Here is a 19285-nt window from a genome sequence, read left to right on the forward strand (position 1 = left end):
GTAAACCTCGGTTAATAGAGAACATGATCATGAAAATCCACACTAAAACTATTCATTTATCTGCACTTGCGCTGGCGGCTGTTTTGTTGGCAGCCTGCTCGGGACCACAAGTTCGTTATGGCGATGCTAAAGCGGTTGAAACTGTCAACGCCAATTACGGTTCAACCGATTTGCAAATCATTGCCGAAGCCATGACGAGATCGCTGTTGCAATCAAAAGCCATAGCTGGAAGCAAGGACGCGCCGATTGTGACTTTGGCAGACGTTAAAAATAAGACTTCTGAATATATTGATACGCGTGTGATTACCGATAAGATTCGTACGCAACTCACGAAGAGCGGTCAAGTACGTTTTGCGGTGAGCGTTTCTGAAATGCAAAATCAAACTGATGAATTGAAGCGTCAAAATCAATCAGGCCTCTATAAGAACAGTACGATTGCTAAAACTGGCAATATGCAGGGAGCCCAATACCGTATTGAAGGTTCCATTGCCTCTATCGTGAAGAATACAAAAGATATTAAGGATGTCTACTACGTCTTTAATTTAAATCTCATCAATAACGAGTCAGGCTTGCTCGAGTGGTCTGATGAAAAAGAGATCCGCAAGACTGCCACCCGCTAATCAAGGAATTTAATTAATGTCATTGCTTAAAAAATTGTTTCTAGTTTGTGCGGTAGTAGGCCTGGTCTTTTTGGCTGGCTGTGCTTCTAAGCCTCCTGCAGCCGTACCAGAGCAGGCTGTTGTTGGAAGGGTGCCGGCTGATCCCCCTAAGAACCCAGTGATCAATGCTGAGGCTCTTAAAGCGGAATCTAAGTCAATTGCAGTAACAGATATCTACTTCAAAAAAGAGGGCAAGAACTTAGTCTTTATTGAAGAGACTCGTCATAAAACTAATAACAACATCACCTCAACCATTGCGCCTAGAACAATTGAGGTTGACGCGGATAAGGCCGATGCTTCTGCTTTAACGGGTGGACAAAACTCTTCCCAATTTCCGGTAAAGTTTACTAATCTAGCTGATTCAAAGTCGACCGCCCCAGTAGTCACCCCTGTAGATCCCCAGAACTCTAGTAACAGCTCTAATGCTGAAACGCAAACTTCCAAGAAGTCTGGTTATGAGAGCAAGGTGGAATATGGCGAGTTGCGCTACTTAGCTAACCCTATTCGCGGCTTGCTGATTCAATCGGGCTATAAAGTGGTTCAAGCCAAGCCAACAGTGGCTATGCCCAATCAGGGCGATGAGTTCTTTGATATTGTGAAGCGCATCAAGGCCGGAGATTTTGGGGATGCCAACTATGTTCTCTATGGTGTTTTGGCAGAAGTCTCAAACACAGACAATGTTTCTGATATCCCTGCTACAAAATCTAGTTCACATCAGATAACCCTTGAGGTAACTGTGGACTTTAATATTGTTGATGCTAAAACGGACCAAATCGTAGCCTCATTTGTGGCTTCTGGCGAAGGCAAGGATGTCCAAATTGATGGTAGAGGCACTGGCTATAAGCCAAGCACTGCAAAACTGATGAAGTTGGCCTCTTTAGATTTGGCTGAAGATGTCCGTAAGAACTTAGCAGCTCAGAATTTCATTACCAATAACCCAGGATCTGCTGGATATGAGCGCAATCTTAAGCGCCGCCTGGATGATGATGCTTCTACTTTAAAGTTCTACAAGTAAGCAGCAAGCAGTTCAGTTGCTATACCTTGAGCGGCGGATGCGTTTTTTCATAGCGCTCCGCTGTTCTTCTAAAGAGATAGAGTAAGAAGCAGGCAGCTAATCCAAGGCTTAAGCTATTGCCAGCCCAGAAGCCATTGGCGCCCTGTAAGAAGGTGGGCACATTTCCAAAAACATTAAAGCCCATTAGGTATCCGCCACCAAGGCCGACACCCCAAAGCGATCCTGCATAAATGACCATCGGCCAGAACGCAATTCGATATGCGCGCAGAATAAATGCAGCAGTTACTTGCAAGGCATCAAAAACTTGATAGAAGGCAATAAACAAAAAGAGTGGGATTGAAAAAGCTTTCACTTCAGCCGGCGGATCATATAGATCGAGCAGTTGTATTCTGAAGAGCCACACCGCAATACCAATCGTGATGCAAGTAGTAGTTGTAAAGAAAACTGAAGACCAGCCAATTTCTTCAGCACGTTCTGGTTTATTTGCACCAATCGATTGTGATACCAATGTCATAGTCGCGATCGAGAGTGAGAGTGGCACCATGTAAATGACGGTACCCATGTTGGCCACAATCTGATGCCCAGCTAATGCGGTTGTTCCTAAGCGCGCAATAAATAAGGACATGAAGGTAAATGAAGTGACTTCAATCAAGTAGCTAAAGCCAATGGGTGCCCCCAGTTTTAGTAACACCCAAATCCGATGCCAGTCAGGAGGACTAAAGCGAACAAAGATCGCAAAAGGCTTATAGAAGCGATCAAATAGAACGAAGCCCAGTGTCAATGACATCCAGGTCCAGTTGATGATCACGGTAGCAACTGCGCAGCCAGGGCCACCCATACCTTCAATGCCGAAGCCACCGTAGATAAAGAGCAGATTCAGGGGTAGTTTTAGTCCGAGGCCAATGAGTTGAATGATGGTAATGACAGCAGGGCGAGAAACCGCATTGTGTAATGCCATCAAGACGCGCATCACCATGCTGGCAGGTAATCCAATCGCCAAGATATTGAGATACAACTTTGCTTTGTCTTCAATATCTGGGCTCAAGCGAGAAATCTCAAGTACATGATCTGCATTGGTCAAAATCAAACAACCAAGAACGGTAAGTCCTAGTGCAAGCCAAGTAGCTTGCCTGACTTCTTCGCCGATTTCGGAATACCGTTTAGCGCCAAAGAGTTGTCCAGCGATTGGCGCAAGTGCAGATACCACGCCAGTGAGACCAACATAAACGCTAATAAAGATTGCCGAAGCCATAGCTAAGGCGGCTAAGTCTTCAGCAGAGTAGCGAGCAGTCATGGCGGTATCTAGTACACCAAAGGTAATCACCGCTAACTGGCCTATCAACAGAGGGCCAGCAAGTTTGAGTAAAGCAGGAATATCCTCGCGTAGTCGCGATAGTTTGAAGTGCAGCACTCTTTATTCCGGGATTACTTCGTAAAGACGTAATCGTTCATCGCGGTCAGCGGCACGACGGTCTTCCCAAAGTAAATGTAGCTTCTTCTTATTGAGCTTTGCGAAGGCCTTGGCTTCAGATTGATTATGAGTGAGCATCCAAGGGCAATTGGAGTCATCACGTAGAGGAAGTTTAGTGAAATAACTAAAAGAGGCCAGCTGGGAATCACCGATATTACTGGTGTTGATGCAACCAGCGCCAGATGGCACTACTTGGACTAGGCGAGCAGACACCTGACGATAGGTCTTCGCGTAGTTAATGGTTGGTAACCAGAGTGTCATCAAGAGTACCCACATCAAGGTAGTACCAGATGCGGAAATAATCAGGCAGCGCCAGATTTCTTTGGGGGCGCGAGAGGTTCTCCAGCGGACTACTGCAAGCCAAACTCCAGTAATAGCAATTGCAACAACAAAGGCAAGGAGATTGAATTGACTTTCAAAGCCAGGAAGCAATCTACTAACATTGGCAGCAGTCGATTCTGGGAAGCCAGTTACCTTTGCTAGCCAAATAATCCAAATAGCAATCGCGATGAGGGTAAAGCTAAACATCGCAAACCAATCAATGAAGCTAATCATGCTGCGTTTTAAGATCGGTAAGCTAAATGCAGCAATGATTGAAAGGCTTGGGATCAAAATCATCAAGTCATGTTCATTAGCCTCTAGGCGGAACAATACATAAATGAAGCTGCCAATAAATAAGCTCAGCGGAATGCAAAGATGGGGGGCGCGCCATGCACCAGCCTCCTTGACTCGACCCCAGTGCGCTAATGAAATCATTGCAAGTGGCCATACTGGCCAGGCATAGGCCCAGAAGTTCACGCTGAGGAACCCCAGGGATTCCATCGAAGGAGTTGCCCTCATTTCTGGAACATTGCGCCAGCCTTCTTCGGCAATGTGACGCAAATGAACGGGAAGATCTGCTAAATGCCAAATGATTGGCCACATAGCAAAGCCAATCAAACCTAAAGCAGTGCTGGTTAGTGTCCAGCGAAAACGTAGCTTAGCGTTGCTTGCTAGAACGGCAATGATCGTCGAGCTCACTACTATTAGGCTTAGCGCGAGATTGCTAGATAAGGCAACAATTGCAATTCCAAGTCCAGTCCAAAGTCCGCCTTGCCAAGGTTTATCTAAGCCACGCACTGTTCCGTACAGCACGATGCTAATGCCCATGAGTTGCGCCATCATTGGCGTAGTTTCATGAGCGCGTTGAGCTAGACCGACACAGGCCAAGAAAATGAGCAGTGCGCCATCGGCTAAGGTCATGCCATAACTCTTTAAATCAGGTTGGCCGCCAACTGCAAGTGCCATCGGCTGCACTTCACGGCGACGACCTAAAAGATAAGTGGCATACCAAATTGCTAGGGCGGCGGAGAAGAAGCAAACAGCAGAGTAAAGGCGTGCTGCGTTGGCAGCGCCAATCAACCAGCCAAATAAATCAATGAAAGTTGCACCAATCCAATAGGGAAGTGGCGCGCCAAGAGAAACGTCGCGACCGGCGATGTGTGGAACGATCCAATCTACGGAATTACCGCGAAATAAAGTCCACATACCACCAAAGCCAATTGCATCTTCATTCTTCCAGGGGTCTCGGAAGAAAAGGCCAGCAAAACCATAAATCAATGTCAGCGCAAAAATAATAATGCGGGGAATTGATTTAGTAGCAGCGGCGGTAAGTTTGACCATGGGCTCTATTTAAGCAAAAACAAAAAATAAAAAAGGCAGCAAACGCTGCCTTGATTATCTCGCAGTGCAGGTATTTCACATACCCTGCGAATTGAAGTGATTTAAGCCTTCTTCTTAGCTGGCTTTTCAGCAGCTTTAGCTTCTGCAGCAGCAGCTTTTTTCTCAGCTGTTTTAGCAGCGCCATCACCGGTAGCTTTAGCAACAGCTTTAGTACCGAATTTCTGACGGAATTTCTCAACACGACCAGCGGTATCCATGATTTTCTGGGTGCCAGTGTAGAAAGGGTGTGATTCAGATGAAGTCTCGATCTTGGCCAAAGGATATTCCTTGCCATCTTCCCACTTGATTGTCTCTTTAGTAGACATAGTGGAGCGAGTCTTGAAGCTGAAGTTATTGGAAACGTCTACAAAGACGATTTCACGATATTCGGGGTGAATGCCAGGTTTCATTTTGAGTCCTATGAGCGGGTAGCCGTTTAAGTTAATTAACCTAAATACTTACCCAAGTTAAAAGCAATAAAGGGTGCAACAAAGGCGAAATTATGCCATGAAATCAATAACAAAGCGCACTTTCGGGGTCTAAAAGGGGCTAAAACAGCCCCAGGACCCCTAAATTAGCCTCCGCGACGCATGAGGTCGAAGAATTCGCCGTTATTTTTGGTGGATTTGAGCTTGTCTACGATGAAGTTCATCGCCTCGATATCGTCCATATCCGCCAGCAATTTGCGCAATACCCAGATCTTCTGGAGGTTCTCAGCTTTAACCAAGAGCTCCTCACGGCGGGTACCAGACTTATTGAGGTTAATCGATGGGTAAACGCGACGTTCAGCCAGGCGACGCTCAAGGTGAACTTCCATATTGCCGGTGCCCTTGAATTCTTCATAAATGAGGTCATCCATTCGGCTACCAGTTTCAATCAGGGCAGTGGCGATAATTGTTAATGATCCGCCTTCTTCAATATTGCGGGCAGCTCCAAAGAAACGTTTTGGACGTTGTAATGCGTTTGCATCCACACCGCCAGAGAGTACTTTGCCTGATGAAGGAACAACAGTGTTGTATGCACGAGCAAGGCGGGTAATCGAGTCAAGCAAAATGATGACATCTTTACCCATCTCTACTAAACGTTTTGCTTTTTCAATCACCATCTCGGCAACTTGAACGTGACGAACAGCTGGCTCATCAAAAGTAGAGGCAACTACCTCACCGCGAACGGAGCGTTGCATCTCGGTCACTTCTTCGGGACGCTCATCAACAAGCAAGACAATCAAAATTGCATCTGGATTGTTCGCAGAAATTGCATGAGCAATGTGTTGCATCATCACTGTCTTACCAGACTTAGGTGATGCCACGATCAAACCACGTTGGCCATAACCGATGGGGGAGATCATATCAATGATGCGACCAGTCAAATTTTCTTCTGCCTTGATGTCGCGTTCTAAGCTAATCACACGGTTCGGGTGCAATGGCGTTAAGTTCTCGAACATGATGCGGTTCTTGAGGGCTTCTGGAGCCAAGCCATTGATCTTGTCTACTTTAACCAATGCAAAGTAACGCTCACCATCTTTAGGGGTACGTACTTCACCTTCAACGCTATCACCGGTGTGCAAATTAAAGCGACGGATCTGCGCAGGAGAGATATAGATGTCGTCAGGAGAAGCCATATAAGAAGCTTCAGGGGAGCGCAAGAAACCAAAACCATCAGGAAGCACTTCTAAAGTACCGTCTCCGAATACTGTTTCACCAGCCTTCGCGCGTTTCTTCAGAATGGCAAACATCAATTCTTGTTTGCGCATCCGTTGCGTATTTTCAATCTCCAGGCTAGCTGCCATTTCGAGTAGAGCGGATACATGGAGGACTTTGAGTTCAGTTAATTGCATGTGGTTCTCGGGTGTTGATAAAGATGATTAGATAAATTGATTTTGGGGTATCGCTGCGCTGAAGGAGATCAGACAGATGTGGAAAAACAGAATTTTGGGAATTTGCTTAAGAAAGGGGGAGATAAATTGCTGGAATTGGGCGCTCTATTGAAAGCGCTGAACTACTGTTAAATGCAATACTACACTAAAAAACAGGTCATACAAGTATGTAAAGCGGGAAAAACCACAGGCTCAACGGGTGAACCTGTGGTCTGTGACTATTTACAGGTGACTATCAATAAAGGCAGACAACTGGGATTTAGCCAAAGCGCCTACTTTTTGAGCAGCCACAGTGCCATTTTTGAAGAGAATTAGAGTTGGAATGCCGCGGATATTGAACTGGGCTGGAACACCTTGGTTCTCATCCACGTTCATTTTTGCGATCTGCAACTTGTCGCCATATTCGCCGGCGAGCTCTTCCAGGATTGGTCCGATCATTTTGCAAGGACCGCACCATTCAGCCCAGAAGTCGAGCAGTACAGGTTTATCGGACTTGAGGACGTCTTGTTCGAAAGAGGCGTCAGTTACATGTTTAATGCCGGCACTCATGAAAATTCCTTATTTAGACTTATTTAGCGAGTTATTTAATTATGGCGTTACAGCGCTTATATTAGCAATAAGCTAAACATTCTGCTCAAAATAGATAAATTACCGAATTAATGCCTCAACCTTTCCCCACCATTTCTGATCAAAAGCAGCCACACGCTTGGGCGATTACGCCCAATGGTCAAGCGCTTACCCAATTAGCAGAAGGGATTTGGGATTGTGCAATGCAAACCAATCAGCGCCCCTTGGTGGTGCTCAGTACCGCAGGACCACTGATTGGGGTGCGGGCGGCTCTGGAGCAAAGCCGACCAAAAGATTTACCTGGCAATATCGCCTTCCTGCCGCAAGTCATTAGTTTTGCAGATTGGTTAGAAGCAGCGCCAGGCACATGGAAGTTTCCAAAGAAGCAAACGGATTTAGAAAGATGGTTATCGGTCTTTGTTAATTTGCGCAAACACAAAGTTTTGCAAAGCTGGTTTAAGGCAGAGAGTGAGGCGGGGGCGTGGGGATTGGCTCAGGCTGTCATTGATGCATGTGACTCGCTCTCAGAAATTGTTGTACCGCAATTACAAAGCGAACTAAATAACGCACTGAAAACCCATGCACTCGATACTGAAGCATGGCTTAAAAAAGTAGAGCTCGTTTTAGATCAGGCCATCGCCAAAGCCTATGTTGGGCTCTCACGAAATGTTGTAGATGAAGAGTCTGCAGTACTCTTAACTTTCTGGCGTTATCTGACAAACATTGGTGATCCGGTCATTCGCAAACATTTAGCCATGGCTGCGCATATGCAATTGGCAAAAGTCAATACAGAGAAAGGTCGCAATACAGTGCGTCCATTCATCTGGCTGCAGACCGCTGATCCAAAGCCCATTGATCAAGAGTTGATTGATGGCTATCTAAGTGATTACGCACAATTCGCGCCAGTGGTTCGAGTAGATATGGACTGGCAATCGGTTGCATTGTGGCCTGAAGCCCTGTGTGGACTGGATTCAGAGGGGCATATAGCGGTTGCCAATTTGCAAGAAGAATCCCAAATAGATAGCAATATTCAATCCAATAGTCACGATGGCTGGCGTTTACTAGCAGCAAGACGCTTTGAGGAGTTGGCTTGGGCTGCTACCAAATCGATTGAGTCGCATTTGATCGCTGGTAAGAAAAATATTGCATTGGTTGCGCAAGATCGCTTGGCTGCACGCCGCGCTCGAGCGCTCTTAAGTCGCCTAGGTGATGCACTGCGTATTCGAGATGAAACCGGCTGGAAGTTATCAACCACGAGAGCTGCCGCAGCATTTGACAGCTTCTTGGAGTTGATTCGTGCACCTAAGGAGGGTCCGAGTGCCAGCGCCTTACTCGAGTTTTTGCAAAATCCCTATTTGGATCTCCCGGGCAGTCTAAATAAGTCCCCTGAGCTTTGCATCGGCCTTGTTGCTCAACTTGAAGATATATTGATTGCTAGTCAAGCAAAGTCTGGTTGGGAAACTTTCATCGTTGCAGTTGAGCGTGCCAATACTTATGCGGCAACCAATGGCGATTCTCCCAATGCGCATCTAATTGATCTCATCAAGTTTGTAAGACGTATTCATATTGCTTGGCAACAGCCTACTGTAAATTGTTCTAGTGCTTATGACCTTTTGCAAAAAAACCTGCAAGATATTGGTATGACAGCAAGCTTGGAAAGCGATGCAGCAGGCAAACAGCTACTTGAAGTTTTAAAAGATTTTGATTTCAGAGGCGGTACTTATAAAGACGTTAAGATGCGCCTGCCTGAATGGTTGAGTCTCATTAAAACAGTTATTGAAGAGTCGGCTTATGAAGAGGCTGGTAAAGAAGCGCAGGCGACCCTGAGCATTTTGCCGCTGAGCTCAATAAGACTTCGCCAATTTGATGCTGTCGTTTTGGTGGGGTGTGATGAGCAGCAGCTTCCTGCTTTTTCTGAGCCACCATTATTTTTCTCGGATACGCTCAATCGCTATCTCAAATCATCTACGATTGCCGCGCAATATATACAGCAGGCCAGGGATCTTTCCCAGTTATTAGCGTCTTGCAAAAATGTAGATCTTCTATGGCAGAACAAAAGCAAGGGTGGTGAGCCTCTTAGGCCATCAGCTTGGATTCAACGTTTGCAGACCAAGTTAAAAGATTGGCGAGTCATTGATATAAAGCCAGAAGGCTATGAAGGTAGCTCTCAGCCAATTCAGATGTCGGTAAGTACGCCTAATCCAGATTTAGCCATTCCAATGACCGTTTCACCCAGCGCATATAAGGCTTTACGTGATTGCCCATATCGCTATTACGTTACTAGTTTGCTTGGGTTGCGTAAGGCAAAAGAATTTGAAGAAGGATTTGACGCCTCTTTGGCGGGCCAGACTTTGCATGCCTTACTCAAAACTTTTTTCCAGGCGCTGAAGACTGAGGAAGAGAAAACACATTCGCCAATACATCAGGGTATTGAGGTGCGACGTCAGTGGATGATCGATCACTTAATGAGGTATTCAGAAAAAGAGTTCGAGCGTTTGATTGCTGGTGATGCCAGAATCTTGGGAACCCTTAGGGATTGGCAAAAACAAATTCCTAGCTTCATTGATTGGCAGATCCAAAGAGAGAATGAAGGGTGGCGTTACCACGATGCTGAGTTGCCGATTGGCTTCACGTTGAGCCTATTGGATCCCAATGGTGTGCAGAGGAATATTCGCATTGCCGGGCGTGCAGATCGATTTGATATTCATAAGTTTGATAGCGCTGCAGCGGCAGTGGTCGACTATAAAAATCAAAAAGTGAAAAAGATTGTGGATCGCGCAGAGAATATTTTGGATGATCCGCAGCTCTTAATCTATGCTCGCGCCGCCAATGAGAATGCCATAGCGGCTCACCTGCCAGGGCGCACAGTTGATAGAGCGGAGTGGGTCTCTCTCAAGGCGGAGCTTGATAAAGGTGAGGATAAAAATATTCGGGCTCACATTGTCGAAGACATGCCAAATGTAATGGAGCAATTTTCTGAGCAGATCGCCAAAGACTTAAATAGTTTGTGGGCGCGTAAACCCATGCAAGCATTTGCACCAGATAGCGTATGTCAGTTTTGTGAGGCTAGGGGCGTGTGCAGAAAGGGTATGTGGTGAGCGAAGAGTTCGATTACCCATTAGCCTGCAATCCCGAAAGATCGGTGATTGTTTCTGCTTGCGCAGGTAGCGGTAAGACTTGGCTATTAGTTGCCCGCATGATTCGACTGCTTTTAGCTGGAGTAAAACCACAAGAAATTTTAGCGCTCACCTTTACACGTAAGGCTGCGCAAGAAATGCGCGATCGTCTCTATGGATTGCTAGAAGAATTTTCAACTGCTGATGACAATACGCTCATACATGAGTTGCATATCAGAGGCTTGGCAAGAGAAGAGGCTATCAAGCTGCTACCTCAAGCGCGAGCTCTGTATTTAAAAGTTCTATCGAGCCCGCAGTCTATTGTCATTGACACCTTCCACGGTTGGTTTGGACGTCTTCTAGGTGCAGCTCCTGTCTCTGCAGAGGTTCAGCCAGGCTTTAATTTACGAGAAGACGCTAAGCGTTTGCAAGAAGAATGTATGGGGGACTGGTGGGGCGATCTGTCCGAGGATCTCAAGCAACGCTATGACGTATTGTTGGCTGAATTTGGTGCGAGCGAGACTCAAAAGTTCTTGATGGGTAACTACAGTCTCTTTAAGCAAAGAGGTGCATGGACATTCTTTAAAGAAGCTTGCGCTTCCAAAAATATTGAGCCCATTGAATATTTAGATAAAGTCTTACCCTCTTTGCGTTTACAGAATCCGCTGGAAGATTTTTGGCAGCGACCCGAAACCAAACATAATCTAGAGACACTCTATCGGTGTTTTAGTAATGGCACCCCAACGCAAATAGGAAAAGCTGCTTATCTTGAAGAGGTGATTGCGCACCATGCTGCGGGCAGATCAGTAATGGACATTGCCGATCAGTTTGAAACTTACTTTTTCACGCAGGCTCTCACCCCTTTGGCTGATATCGCCAAAACTTCTACCCCCATGCTGAAGTATTTAGCCAAAACTGGCGGGGACCCGGCAGAGATCACCGCTATTCGGAATGCCTGGGTGCAAGCCTATGAGGCTTTTTTTACCTGGCAGAGTGAGCACCTCATTCATGATCTCAATGCGGCTTGGTTTGCCATGAGCGAAGCCATGTTGAGTCATATGGAAAAAGCAAAAGAGGCAATGCGTGTCCGTGACTTTGATGATCTGGAAATTGGCGTAAGTCAATTGATGGCAAGTTCGGCTAATGCCTCCTATTTGCAGGCACGCTTAGATGCTAAGTACAAACATATTCTGATTGATGAGTTTCAGGATACCAATCCTTTGCAATGGCAAATATTACGTGCATGGTTAGATGGTTACGGTGATGACAGCTCCATGCCAAGTGTCTTTATTGTGGGCGATCCTAAGCAGTCTATTTATCGTTTTCGCCGTGCTGATCCAAGACTCTTTGCTAGCGCCAGGGATTTTTTGGTGAACAAATTAAATGCCAAAGCTTTATCGCAAAATAAAACCCGTAGAAATGCGCCTGCAATTAATGATGCAGTGAATCAGGTATTTCTGGCGGGGGCTTTGCCAGAGAGCTATCAATATGCCAAACAAACTACCGCCTGGAAACCTGCGCCAGAAGGTCTTCCACAGCCGGCTTATGCGGCCGAAGGCGAAGTCCAATTGCTACCGCTTATTGCGCGTGTTGAGAACATTCAGGCGGAGCGATCTGGAACGGCTTTTGATAATGCAATTCAAGATGCTAATCAAACAAGTGACGTGCAGCAGCGCTATGAAGAAGGGAGGCAAATTAGCGGCTTAATTCATCAAGTGATTGCAACCCGTCAAGTGATGGATAAAAAAGATGGAAAAGAGTATTGGCGGCCTGCAAGGGCGAGTGACTTCATCTTATTAGTCAAGCGCCGTAAATACTTGCCTCAGTTTGAAAGGGCCTTAAGAGAAGCGGGCCTTGCTTATGACAGTTCACGCTTAGGCGGCCTCTTAAATACACTCGAGATTGATGATCTGATTGCTTTACTCACAGTCTTGGTGTCTCCACGACATGACTTGCCATTGGCTCAAGTGCTACGTAGTCCTATTTTTAGTTTCACTGAGGCGCAGATGCAGGAGCTCAGCATGAGTGTTAGCAGTGATGGTTACCGCTCTTGGTGGGATGCTTTGCAAGCCAGTCAAAATCCATTCGTTCTGAAGGCGGCAAGATATTTAGAGCATTGGCGTGGCCTCGGGGAGGTCTTGCCGGTGCATGACTTGCTAGATTTGATTTATCACGAGAGCAATCTACGGGTAAGTTATGCGATTACCGCCCAAAATCTTGCTCGCGCACAAGTCCTGGCAAATTTAGATGCCTTCTTAGAGTTAGCCTTAAATCAAGATGGCGGTCGTTACCCTAGCTTAAGCCGCTTTATTGATGACATGAACGCAATGCGTCGTGGTGATGATGACGAAACCCCCGATGAGGGTGATGTAGAGGTGCAGGCTGAAGCTAGTGATGATATTGGCGAGGTGGATGAGCAAAGCGAGATGTCAGAAGAGGATCGTCATCAGCGCGTACGCTTAATGACAATTCATGGGGCTAAAGGATTGGAGTCGCCATTTGTCATCATGCTTGATGCTAATCACACTGAGTGGCGTGCACCACATCGAGGTGTTCTATTGGATTGGCCGCCGGAGCATGCTCACCCTACGCATCTTTCTCTTTATACCGCTAAGACACTCACCAGTGAGCGTAGCGCCATTTTCAAAAAAGAGAATGAGGTAAGCCAGAATGAAAATTGGAACTTGCTATACGTTGCAATGACCCGAGCAAAGCAGGGTCTATGGCTCAGTGGCGTTGAGAGCAATGCCAAGACGGGGGTTAATGAGCGCTCTTGGTACGGTAGAGCTTTAGTTGCAGGGATTCCAACTCTAGATCTCAATACTCTTGGTATCAAGAACTTCCCTGAAGCCAAAGGTGAGATTAAGGTAGAGCTAGGAAGCGTGCCATTTAAGATTGACCACTTTCAGATTGCATGGGACCAGGCCAAGAAAAGCCACCAGGACTCCATTCTGAAGCTTGAGAGTGGGGAGCTAGCAAAGGAGATGACAGCAAAATCTCTTGAGCAAGCAAAAGAAGAGTCTGACCCAGAAATACTCGAAGAGGGCACAAACTTTCATAAGCTACTTGAGTTCTTGACGCCAGACTCAAGTAATGCCGCAAAGCCAGTTATGCCAAGCGAGCAAGAGATTATGAATTGGTTGAGTGTTGATGCAGAGCAAGCAAAAGCTTTAATGAATCACGCTAAGACTATATTGGAGGCTCCAGCGCTCAAACCCTATCTCACATCAGGGCAGTGGATTCAGGCTTGGAATGAACTTGATATTGCTAGCCAAGAAGGTAAGAGCTACCGTATGGACCGCTTAGTGGAGTTGGATGATCACCTAGCAATCATTGATTACAAGCTCACTATTCCAGAAGTCGGTAGCAAGCAATATGAGCAATATCGTGCGCAACTCAAGAGCTATCAAGTAGAGCTTACACGCATCAGAAAAGACAAGTCTAATAGGGCTTACTTGATTTCATCTAAAGGTGAGATGGTGGAAGTGAAGTAGGTCGGATGCCGCTACCAATAAAAAACCACCGTATTCGGTGGTTTTTTATTTGATTCAAAAGAAAATAAAGAACAGAATCTGATCCCTTTATTTAATCATCCCTGCATTCTTAGCATCTTCCATGGCTTGAGCGGATTTCTCTTTCATGAATGCTGGCATTTTTGCCAAAGGTACATCCACAATCACAAAGCCGGAGTCTTCTAGCTTCTTCTTAGTTTCAGGGTCAGCATTGAGCTTTGCAAAGTAGTCAGATAGTTTTTGCTGTAATACCAGTGGAGTGGCTTTAGGCACAGCAACGCCACGATAGGCGCCATCTACCCAGTTCAGGCCCAACTCTTTAAAGGTGGGAACGTCCGGTAGAGCAGGGTTGCGCTTTTCAGTAGCAATCGCCAATGTGCGTACTTTCCCTTTTTGTTGAATCGCTAATGGCAAATAACCCATTGCGCCATCAACGTGCATGCCAATCAAAGCAGTAATCAAATCACCTGTGCCCTTGAAAGGAACGTAATTAATTTTGACTCCAGCCAACTTATTTAAACGCTCAACAGCCATATGGTTCGCTGAGAACTGGGCTGAACCTGCCAGAGACATCTTGCCTGGATCTTTTTTGGCTGCGGCAATAAATTCTTGATAGGTCTTGTAGGGACTATCCGCGGAAACCATCAAGGCATCAGGAGTGAAGTGGTAGTAGTAGATCGCATTAATGTCTTCAGTCTTGTACTGAATGCCTTCTTGCAGTGGCTGCAAGATTGTGTGTGGAATATTGACGCCTACTACTGTGGTGCCATCAGCCGGGTAGGTATTGAGGGCGCTCCATACTAATGCGCCACCAGCACCAGCACGATTCATGACTACCATAGGCTGCTTGAATTTCTTGGCAGAAATATCAGCTTGGTAGCGTGCCACTAAATCAGACTCGCCTGCTGCAGGAAAGGGGATGATGTACTGAATCGTTTTATCCGGAAAGGGCTGGGCACTAGCTCCTGATAGCAATCCAAAAGAAATGAAACAGGCGCCTAGTAAAACACTTAGGAATTTAAATAGCTTCATTTAGAAATCTCCTCAATTACTGCGTTAGTGACATCACTCATCATGGCTGTGCCGCCTAAATCACGAGTATGTAATTTAGGATTGGCAGCGACTTTTTCAATGGCGGCCATTAATTTAGCTCCGAGGGCTTTTTCGCCCAAGAAGTCGAGCATCATGACTGCTGACCAGAAGGTGCCGATAGGATTGGCAAGACCCTTGCCCATAATGTCAAAAGCAGAACCATGAATAGGTTCAAACATCGATGGATAGCGACGCTCTGGGTCTAGGTTAGCAGTTGGTGCAATGCCTAAGCTGCCTGCGAGCGCTGCAGCTAAGTCACTCAGTACGTCCGCATGCAAGTTGGTGGCCACAATGGTGTCTAAAGATTCAGGGCGATTGACCATGCGCGCTGTGGCCGCATCAACCAATTCTTTATCCCAAGTGACATCCGGAAAATCTTTAGCAACAATATTGGCGATTTCGTCCCACATCACCATGCCATGACGCTGCGCATTGGATTTGGTGATGACAGTGAGGTGCTTACGAGGACGGGACTGCGCTAACTTAAAGGCAAAACGCTGCACACGTTCAACGCCAACGCGAGTCATGATGCTCATGTCAGAAGCTACTTCAATTGGGTGGCCTTGATGCGCTCTGCCGCCTACGCCAGAGTATTCACCTTCGGAGTTCTCACGCACGATGACCCAATCGAGTTGACCGGGTTTGCAATTGCGCAGAGGGGTTTCAATACCAGGAAGAATGCGAGTAGGGCGCACGTTCGCATATTGATCAAAACCTTGGCAAATCTTTAAACGCAAACCCCACAAAGTAATGTGGTCCGGAATTTTTGGGTCGCCAGCTGAACCAAACAAGATGGCATCTTTAGAACGCAAAGGTTCAAGACCATCGTTGGGCATCATGATGCCGTGTTTGCGGTAGTAATCGCCACCCCAGTCAAAGTGCTCAAACTGAAAAGCGACTTCAGGATGTTTTTTGCTTAAGGCAGTTAACACCTTTTCGCATTCAGGAATAACTTCCTTGCCAATTCCATCTCCTGGAATCGACGCTATCTTGTACGTCTTCATGTGTCTCCTACTGTTTTTATATGAGTTACTTTAGTAAATACAGCAATAACTTCTAGAGTCATTATGCAATCCATTACTGCTAAATAGGGGTGGGGTGAACTTGGGGTTTACGGCTAGTAGCCGCCCCCAGACAGCACCTAAAAGGCATCAAAACAACAAAAATAGCCTCATTTTTACGGTTTTTACATATACTGTATAAACATACAGTATATTAATGACTATGACGCATCAAATGAACCCCGCCAAAGCAAGCCTTAGCCAAGCCCCGCAAGCCTTGGCAGGCCATTTTGCCGCCTATGAGCTCAAGCTCCTTAGTCACCGGATTTCAGCTGGATTTCCTAGCCCAGCGGCGGATTATGCTGAGGATGGCCTAGATCTGAACCATTACCTGGTCCAGAACAAGCCAGCTACCTTCATGTTTACCGTGAAGGGAGATTCCATGCTGGGCGCTGGGATTTGTGATGGCGACAAAGTGGTGGTTGATAAGGCCCTCAAACCAAAACACAAAGACATCGTAGTGGCGGTAGTCGATGGTGAATACACCATTAAGCGTCTTTATCAATTGCGCGGCCGCATTGAGCTCCAAGCAGAAAATCCGAGCTATCAAGCGATTACTTTTAACGAAGGTAGCGAGTTGCAAATCTGGGGTGTGGTTGTTGGGGTAGTGCGCAAGTACAGCAATGCGAGCACAAGATATAACAAGGGCGCTAAGTGATGAGTGCACATTCACCATCCAATATGTTGTTCGCCTTAGTAGATGTGAATAACTTCTACGTTTCTTGTGAGCGCGTATTCCAGCCGAAGTTAGAAGAAGTGCCAATGGTGGTGCTCTCAAACAATGATGGTTGTGCAGTAGCGCGTAGTGCTGAAGTCAAAGCACTAGGGGTGAAAATGGGAACCCCCTGGTTTCAGATGCAAGAGCTGGCTAAGAAGCACGGCATTAAGGCTTGCTCATCGAACTACACCTTATATGGTGATATGAGTAGCCGTGTGGTCCAGGTGCTCAGAGGCTTTACGCCCAATCTCGAGGTTTACAGCATCGATGAGAGTTTTCTGCAAATCGAGACTGTCTTAAAGCAATACCAAGACACGATTGAGTTGGGACAAAAGATCAAGCAGCAAGTGAAAGACACTACTGGCTTACCAGTCTGTGTTGGTATTGGCGCTAGTAAGACTTTGGCCAAGTTAGCCAATCATTTAGCCAAAAAACATCAGCAGTTTGCTGGCGTATGTGATGTGAATGCTATGGCAAAACCAGAGCTGTATCAGTGGATGAGTGAGACTGAAGTAGGCGAGGTGTGGGGTGTTGGTAGACAAATTGCGAAAAAACTCAAAGCTCAAAATATTCAGAGCGTGTTTGATCTTTTGCAAGCTTCACCACAAGCGATGCGCCAACAGTTTGGTGTGGTGATGGAGCGCCTTTGCTATGAGCTGCGCGGTACTTCTTGCTTACAGTTAGAGGAAGTAGCGCCAGCTAAACAACAAATCATTGCCTCACGCAGTTTTGGAAAACTGGTTACCAGTCAAGTAGAGCTCGCCCAATCGGTTGCCACCCATGCAGCGCGTGCAGCTGAAAAACTGAGAACCCAAAACAGCATTACGGGCGCGCTCACAGTATTTATTCAGACAAATCCCTTTAAGCAACACGAGCCGCAGCACCATCAAAGCATCACGATTCCATTAGTCGATCCAAGCGATGACACGCTGACCTTAACCAATGCAGCACTAGCAGGCCTTAAGCAAATCTATCAGCCTAACTTTCGGTACAAGAAAGCGGGTGTCATTCTGAATTTGATTGGTGACAAGCCAACAGTGCAGCAATCACTCTTTGAAGATATGGAAAGCAAAGGCAAATCAGCACATCTCATGAAAGCGATGGATGAGATCAATACTCGCTTTGGTAATGCAGTGATTCGATCTGCGGCTGCGGGAACTAACGGTGCCAAGCAAGCATGGCAAATGAGATCAAGTAATAAATCACCGAGCTACACCACCAAGTGGGATGAGCTGCCAGTAGCTAGATAAACGTAATAACAAACAACACACAAAGGAGAAGCAAATGGACTTATTAAACAACTTCAATGGAATCTCTCTGGCAGTGATCATGATCCTGTCGTATTGCGCAGTATTGAAAAATACCAAGCGTCATGAAAGTGCCACAAAACAGGTATTTCATCGCAGATCCCACTAAGGGATATACGGGCAAATTAAAAATCAGTTGTTGTAGCAGGTTTTTGCGGGGAATAGGGGGATCACGGACCTCTTATTCCCCTAATTCATTTAAGGGTTTACCTACAATCACAAAGCCATAAAGTTCGTTAATATTCAAATATGACTGAAGATAAGCAAACCTATCTAGATAAAAAATTACGCCCCTTGCCGCGTTGGATATTTATGTCCCGTTGGTTGCAGGCGCCTTTATATCTTGGTCTCATCGTAGCGCAGGGTGTATACGTCTGGCAGTTTTGGATTGAGCTAGTGCACCTCATTCAGATGATGGCCAATAAGAGCATGACAGAGACTGGCTTAATGTTGGTGGTCTTAGGCCTGATCGATGTAGTCATGATCTCGAACTTATTAGTGATGGTGATTGTTGGCGGTTGGGAGACTTTTGTTTCGCGCTTAGAGCTACAAAATCATCCTGATCAGCCTGAGTGGTTGTCTCATGTAAATGCTGGTGTTCTCAAGGTGAAGTTGGCAACAGCCATCATCGGCATTTCATCGATTCATCTATTGAAGACCTTTATTAATGCCGCATCCTATGATGAAAAGACATTAATGTGGCAGACACTGATACACGTTACCTTTGTTTTATCGGCGCTAGCGATTGCTTATACCGAAAAAATAGTGACTACAGCTCATAAACATTGAGAGTGAGGGGTGAGCACGACCCCTCTTAAGTCCACAATATTATTTGCAGTAAATACATCCGAGAAGTGAATGACGCCAAACCCTTGCTTTGAATGCGGCCAGTGCTGCCAGCATTTTCGGGTGAGTTTTTACCATGGAGAAATTGCAGGCAATGGCACTGGAGTAGTTCCGGGAGAGCTTACAACAAAGCTCACAGACCACTTGGCTTGCATGAAGGGCACAGAGAAAGGCGGGGCACCTTGTATCGCTCTAAAACATACTAAAGAAGAAGGCTATCGCTGTTCTATTTATGAAGAGCGACCAACTCCCTGCAGGGAATTTAATGTGTTCAATAATGATGGAACAATGAATGCTGATTGCCTGAAATTAAGAAAGAAGGCAGGTTTGGTGGCCTGATGACT

16 protein-coding genes are annotated in these 19285 nt (G+C 46.1%); 9 read left to right on the forward strand and 7 right to left on the reverse strand.

Going from position 1 to position 19285, the window contains the following annotated elements; genetic code table 11:
- The first annotated feature begins 29 nt into the window (after positions 1 to 29).
- Positions 30 to 620 carry a penicillin-binding protein activator LpoB gene (gene lpoB, locus ICN13_RS02790; RefSeq protein WP_216139273.1) on the forward strand — a complete coding sequence of 197 codons (591 nt, stop codon included), beginning with the start codon at positions 30 to 32 and terminating at the stop codon, positions 618 to 620.
- Between the two features lie 16 nt (positions 621 to 636).
- Positions 637 to 1674, forward strand: a complete 1038-nt coding sequence (locus ICN13_RS02795; RefSeq protein ID WP_216138865.1) for a hypothetical protein — start codon at positions 637 to 639, stop codon at positions 1672 to 1674.
- Positions 1675 to 1693: 19 nt separating this feature from the next.
- Here ICN13_RS02795 and ICN13_RS02800 read toward each other — a convergent pair whose 3' ends face one another.
- The 5 genes from ICN13_RS02800 to trxA all read right to left on the reverse strand — a co-directional run bounded on the left by ICN13_RS02800 (position 1694) and on the right by trxA (position 7271).
- Positions 1694 to 3085, reverse strand: a complete 1392-nt coding sequence (locus ICN13_RS02800; RefSeq protein ID WP_216138866.1) for an MATE family efflux transporter — start codon at positions 3083 to 3085, stop codon at positions 1694 to 1696.
- A 3-nt stretch (positions 3086 to 3088) separates the two neighbouring features.
- Positions 3089 to 4807 (reverse strand): glycosyltransferase family 39 protein, encoded by a 1719-nt coding sequence (locus ICN13_RS02805; RefSeq protein WP_216138867.1) that lies wholly within the window; start codon positions 4805 to 4807, stop codon positions 3089 to 3091.
- Between the two features lie 101 nt (positions 4808 to 4908).
- A complete protein-coding gene (locus tag ICN13_RS02810; protein WP_087909737.1) occupies positions 4909 to 5256 on the reverse strand; it encodes a type B 50S ribosomal protein L31 in 348 nt (115 codons plus the stop codon).
- 164 nt (positions 5257 to 5420) lie between these two features.
- A complete protein-coding gene (rho, locus tag ICN13_RS02815; RefSeq protein ID WP_068321061.1) occupies positions 5421 to 6683 on the reverse strand; it encodes a transcription termination factor Rho in 1263 nt (420 codons plus the stop codon).
- Between the two features lie 261 nt (positions 6684 to 6944).
- Positions 6945 to 7271, reverse strand: coding sequence for a thioredoxin TrxA (gene trxA / locus ICN13_RS02820; RefSeq protein WP_216138868.1), 327 nt, complete (start codon positions 7269 to 7271; stop codon positions 6945 to 6947).
- A gap of 110 nt (positions 7272 to 7381) precedes the next feature.
- Between trxA and ICN13_RS02825 the strand changes: the two genes are divergently transcribed.
- Both ICN13_RS02825 and ICN13_RS10215 read left to right on the forward strand, forming a co-directional pair.
- Positions 7382 to 10387 carry a PD-(D/E)XK nuclease family protein gene (locus ICN13_RS02825; RefSeq protein ID WP_216138869.1) on the forward strand — a complete coding sequence of 1002 codons (3006 nt, stop codon included), beginning with the start codon at positions 7382 to 7384 and terminating at the stop codon, positions 10385 to 10387.
- Positions 10384 to 13899 (forward strand): UvrD-helicase domain-containing protein, encoded by a 3516-nt coding sequence (locus tag ICN13_RS10215; protein ID WP_370622938.1) that lies wholly within the window; start codon positions 10384 to 10386, stop codon positions 13897 to 13899. The genes ICN13_RS02825 and ICN13_RS10215 overlap by 4 nt, the downstream gene beginning before the upstream one ends.
- Before the next feature lie 87 nt (positions 13900 to 13986).
- Here ICN13_RS10215 and ICN13_RS02835 read toward each other — a convergent pair whose 3' ends face one another.
- Both ICN13_RS02835 and ICN13_RS02840 read right to left on the reverse strand, forming a co-directional pair.
- Complete coding sequence (locus tag ICN13_RS02835) at positions 13987 to 14949, reverse strand: tripartite tricarboxylate transporter substrate binding protein (protein ID WP_216138871.1); 963 nt, start codon at positions 14947 to 14949, stop codon at positions 13987 to 13989.
- The gene (locus tag ICN13_RS02840) at positions 14946 to 16013 is read right to left on the reverse strand and encodes a tartrate dehydrogenase (protein ID WP_216138872.1); all 1068 of its coding nucleotides are present in this window, start codon (positions 16011 to 16013) and stop codon (positions 14946 to 14948) included. Before ICN13_RS02840 ends, ICN13_RS02835 begins: the two co-directional genes overlap by 4 nt.
- A gap of 214 nt (positions 16014 to 16227) precedes the next feature.
- On the opposite strand from ICN13_RS02840, the gene ICN13_RS02845 reads away from it, so the two are divergent.
- The 5 genes from ICN13_RS02845 (at position 16228) to ICN13_RS02860 (ending at position 19280) form a co-directional block, all read left to right on the forward strand.
- Positions 16228 to 16728 carry a LexA family transcriptional regulator gene (locus tag ICN13_RS02845; protein ID WP_216138873.1) on the forward strand — a complete coding sequence of 167 codons (501 nt, stop codon included), beginning with the start codon at positions 16228 to 16230 and terminating at the stop codon, positions 16726 to 16728.
- On the forward strand, positions 16728 to 18038 hold the full coding sequence (locus tag ICN13_RS02850) for a Y-family DNA polymerase (RefSeq protein WP_216138874.1): 1311 nt from the start codon (positions 16728 to 16730) through the stop codon (positions 18036 to 18038). The genes ICN13_RS02845 and ICN13_RS02850 overlap by 1 nt, the downstream gene beginning before the upstream one ends.
- 34 nt (positions 18039 to 18072) lie before the next feature.
- A complete protein-coding gene (locus ICN13_RS10130) occupies positions 18073 to 18204 on the forward strand; it encodes a hypothetical protein (RefSeq protein ID WP_255534006.1) in 132 nt (43 codons plus the stop codon).
- A 140-nt stretch (positions 18205 to 18344) separates the two neighbouring features.
- Positions 18345 to 18884: a TIGR00645 family protein gene (locus tag ICN13_RS02855; protein WP_216138875.1), complete on the forward strand. Its 540-nt coding sequence runs from the start codon at positions 18345 to 18347 to the stop codon at positions 18882 to 18884.
- Positions 18885 to 18953: 69 nt separating this feature from the next.
- Positions 18954 to 19280 (forward strand): YkgJ family cysteine cluster protein, encoded by a 327-nt coding sequence (locus tag ICN13_RS02860; RefSeq protein WP_216138876.1) that lies wholly within the window; start codon positions 18954 to 18956, stop codon positions 19278 to 19280.
- Positions 19281 to 19285: the final 5 nt, after the last annotated feature.

The organism is Polynucleobacter sp. MWH-Berg-3C6 (genome assembly GCF_018881855.1).
GTDB lineage: Bacteria > Pseudomonadota > Gammaproteobacteria > Burkholderiales > Burkholderiaceae > Polynucleobacter.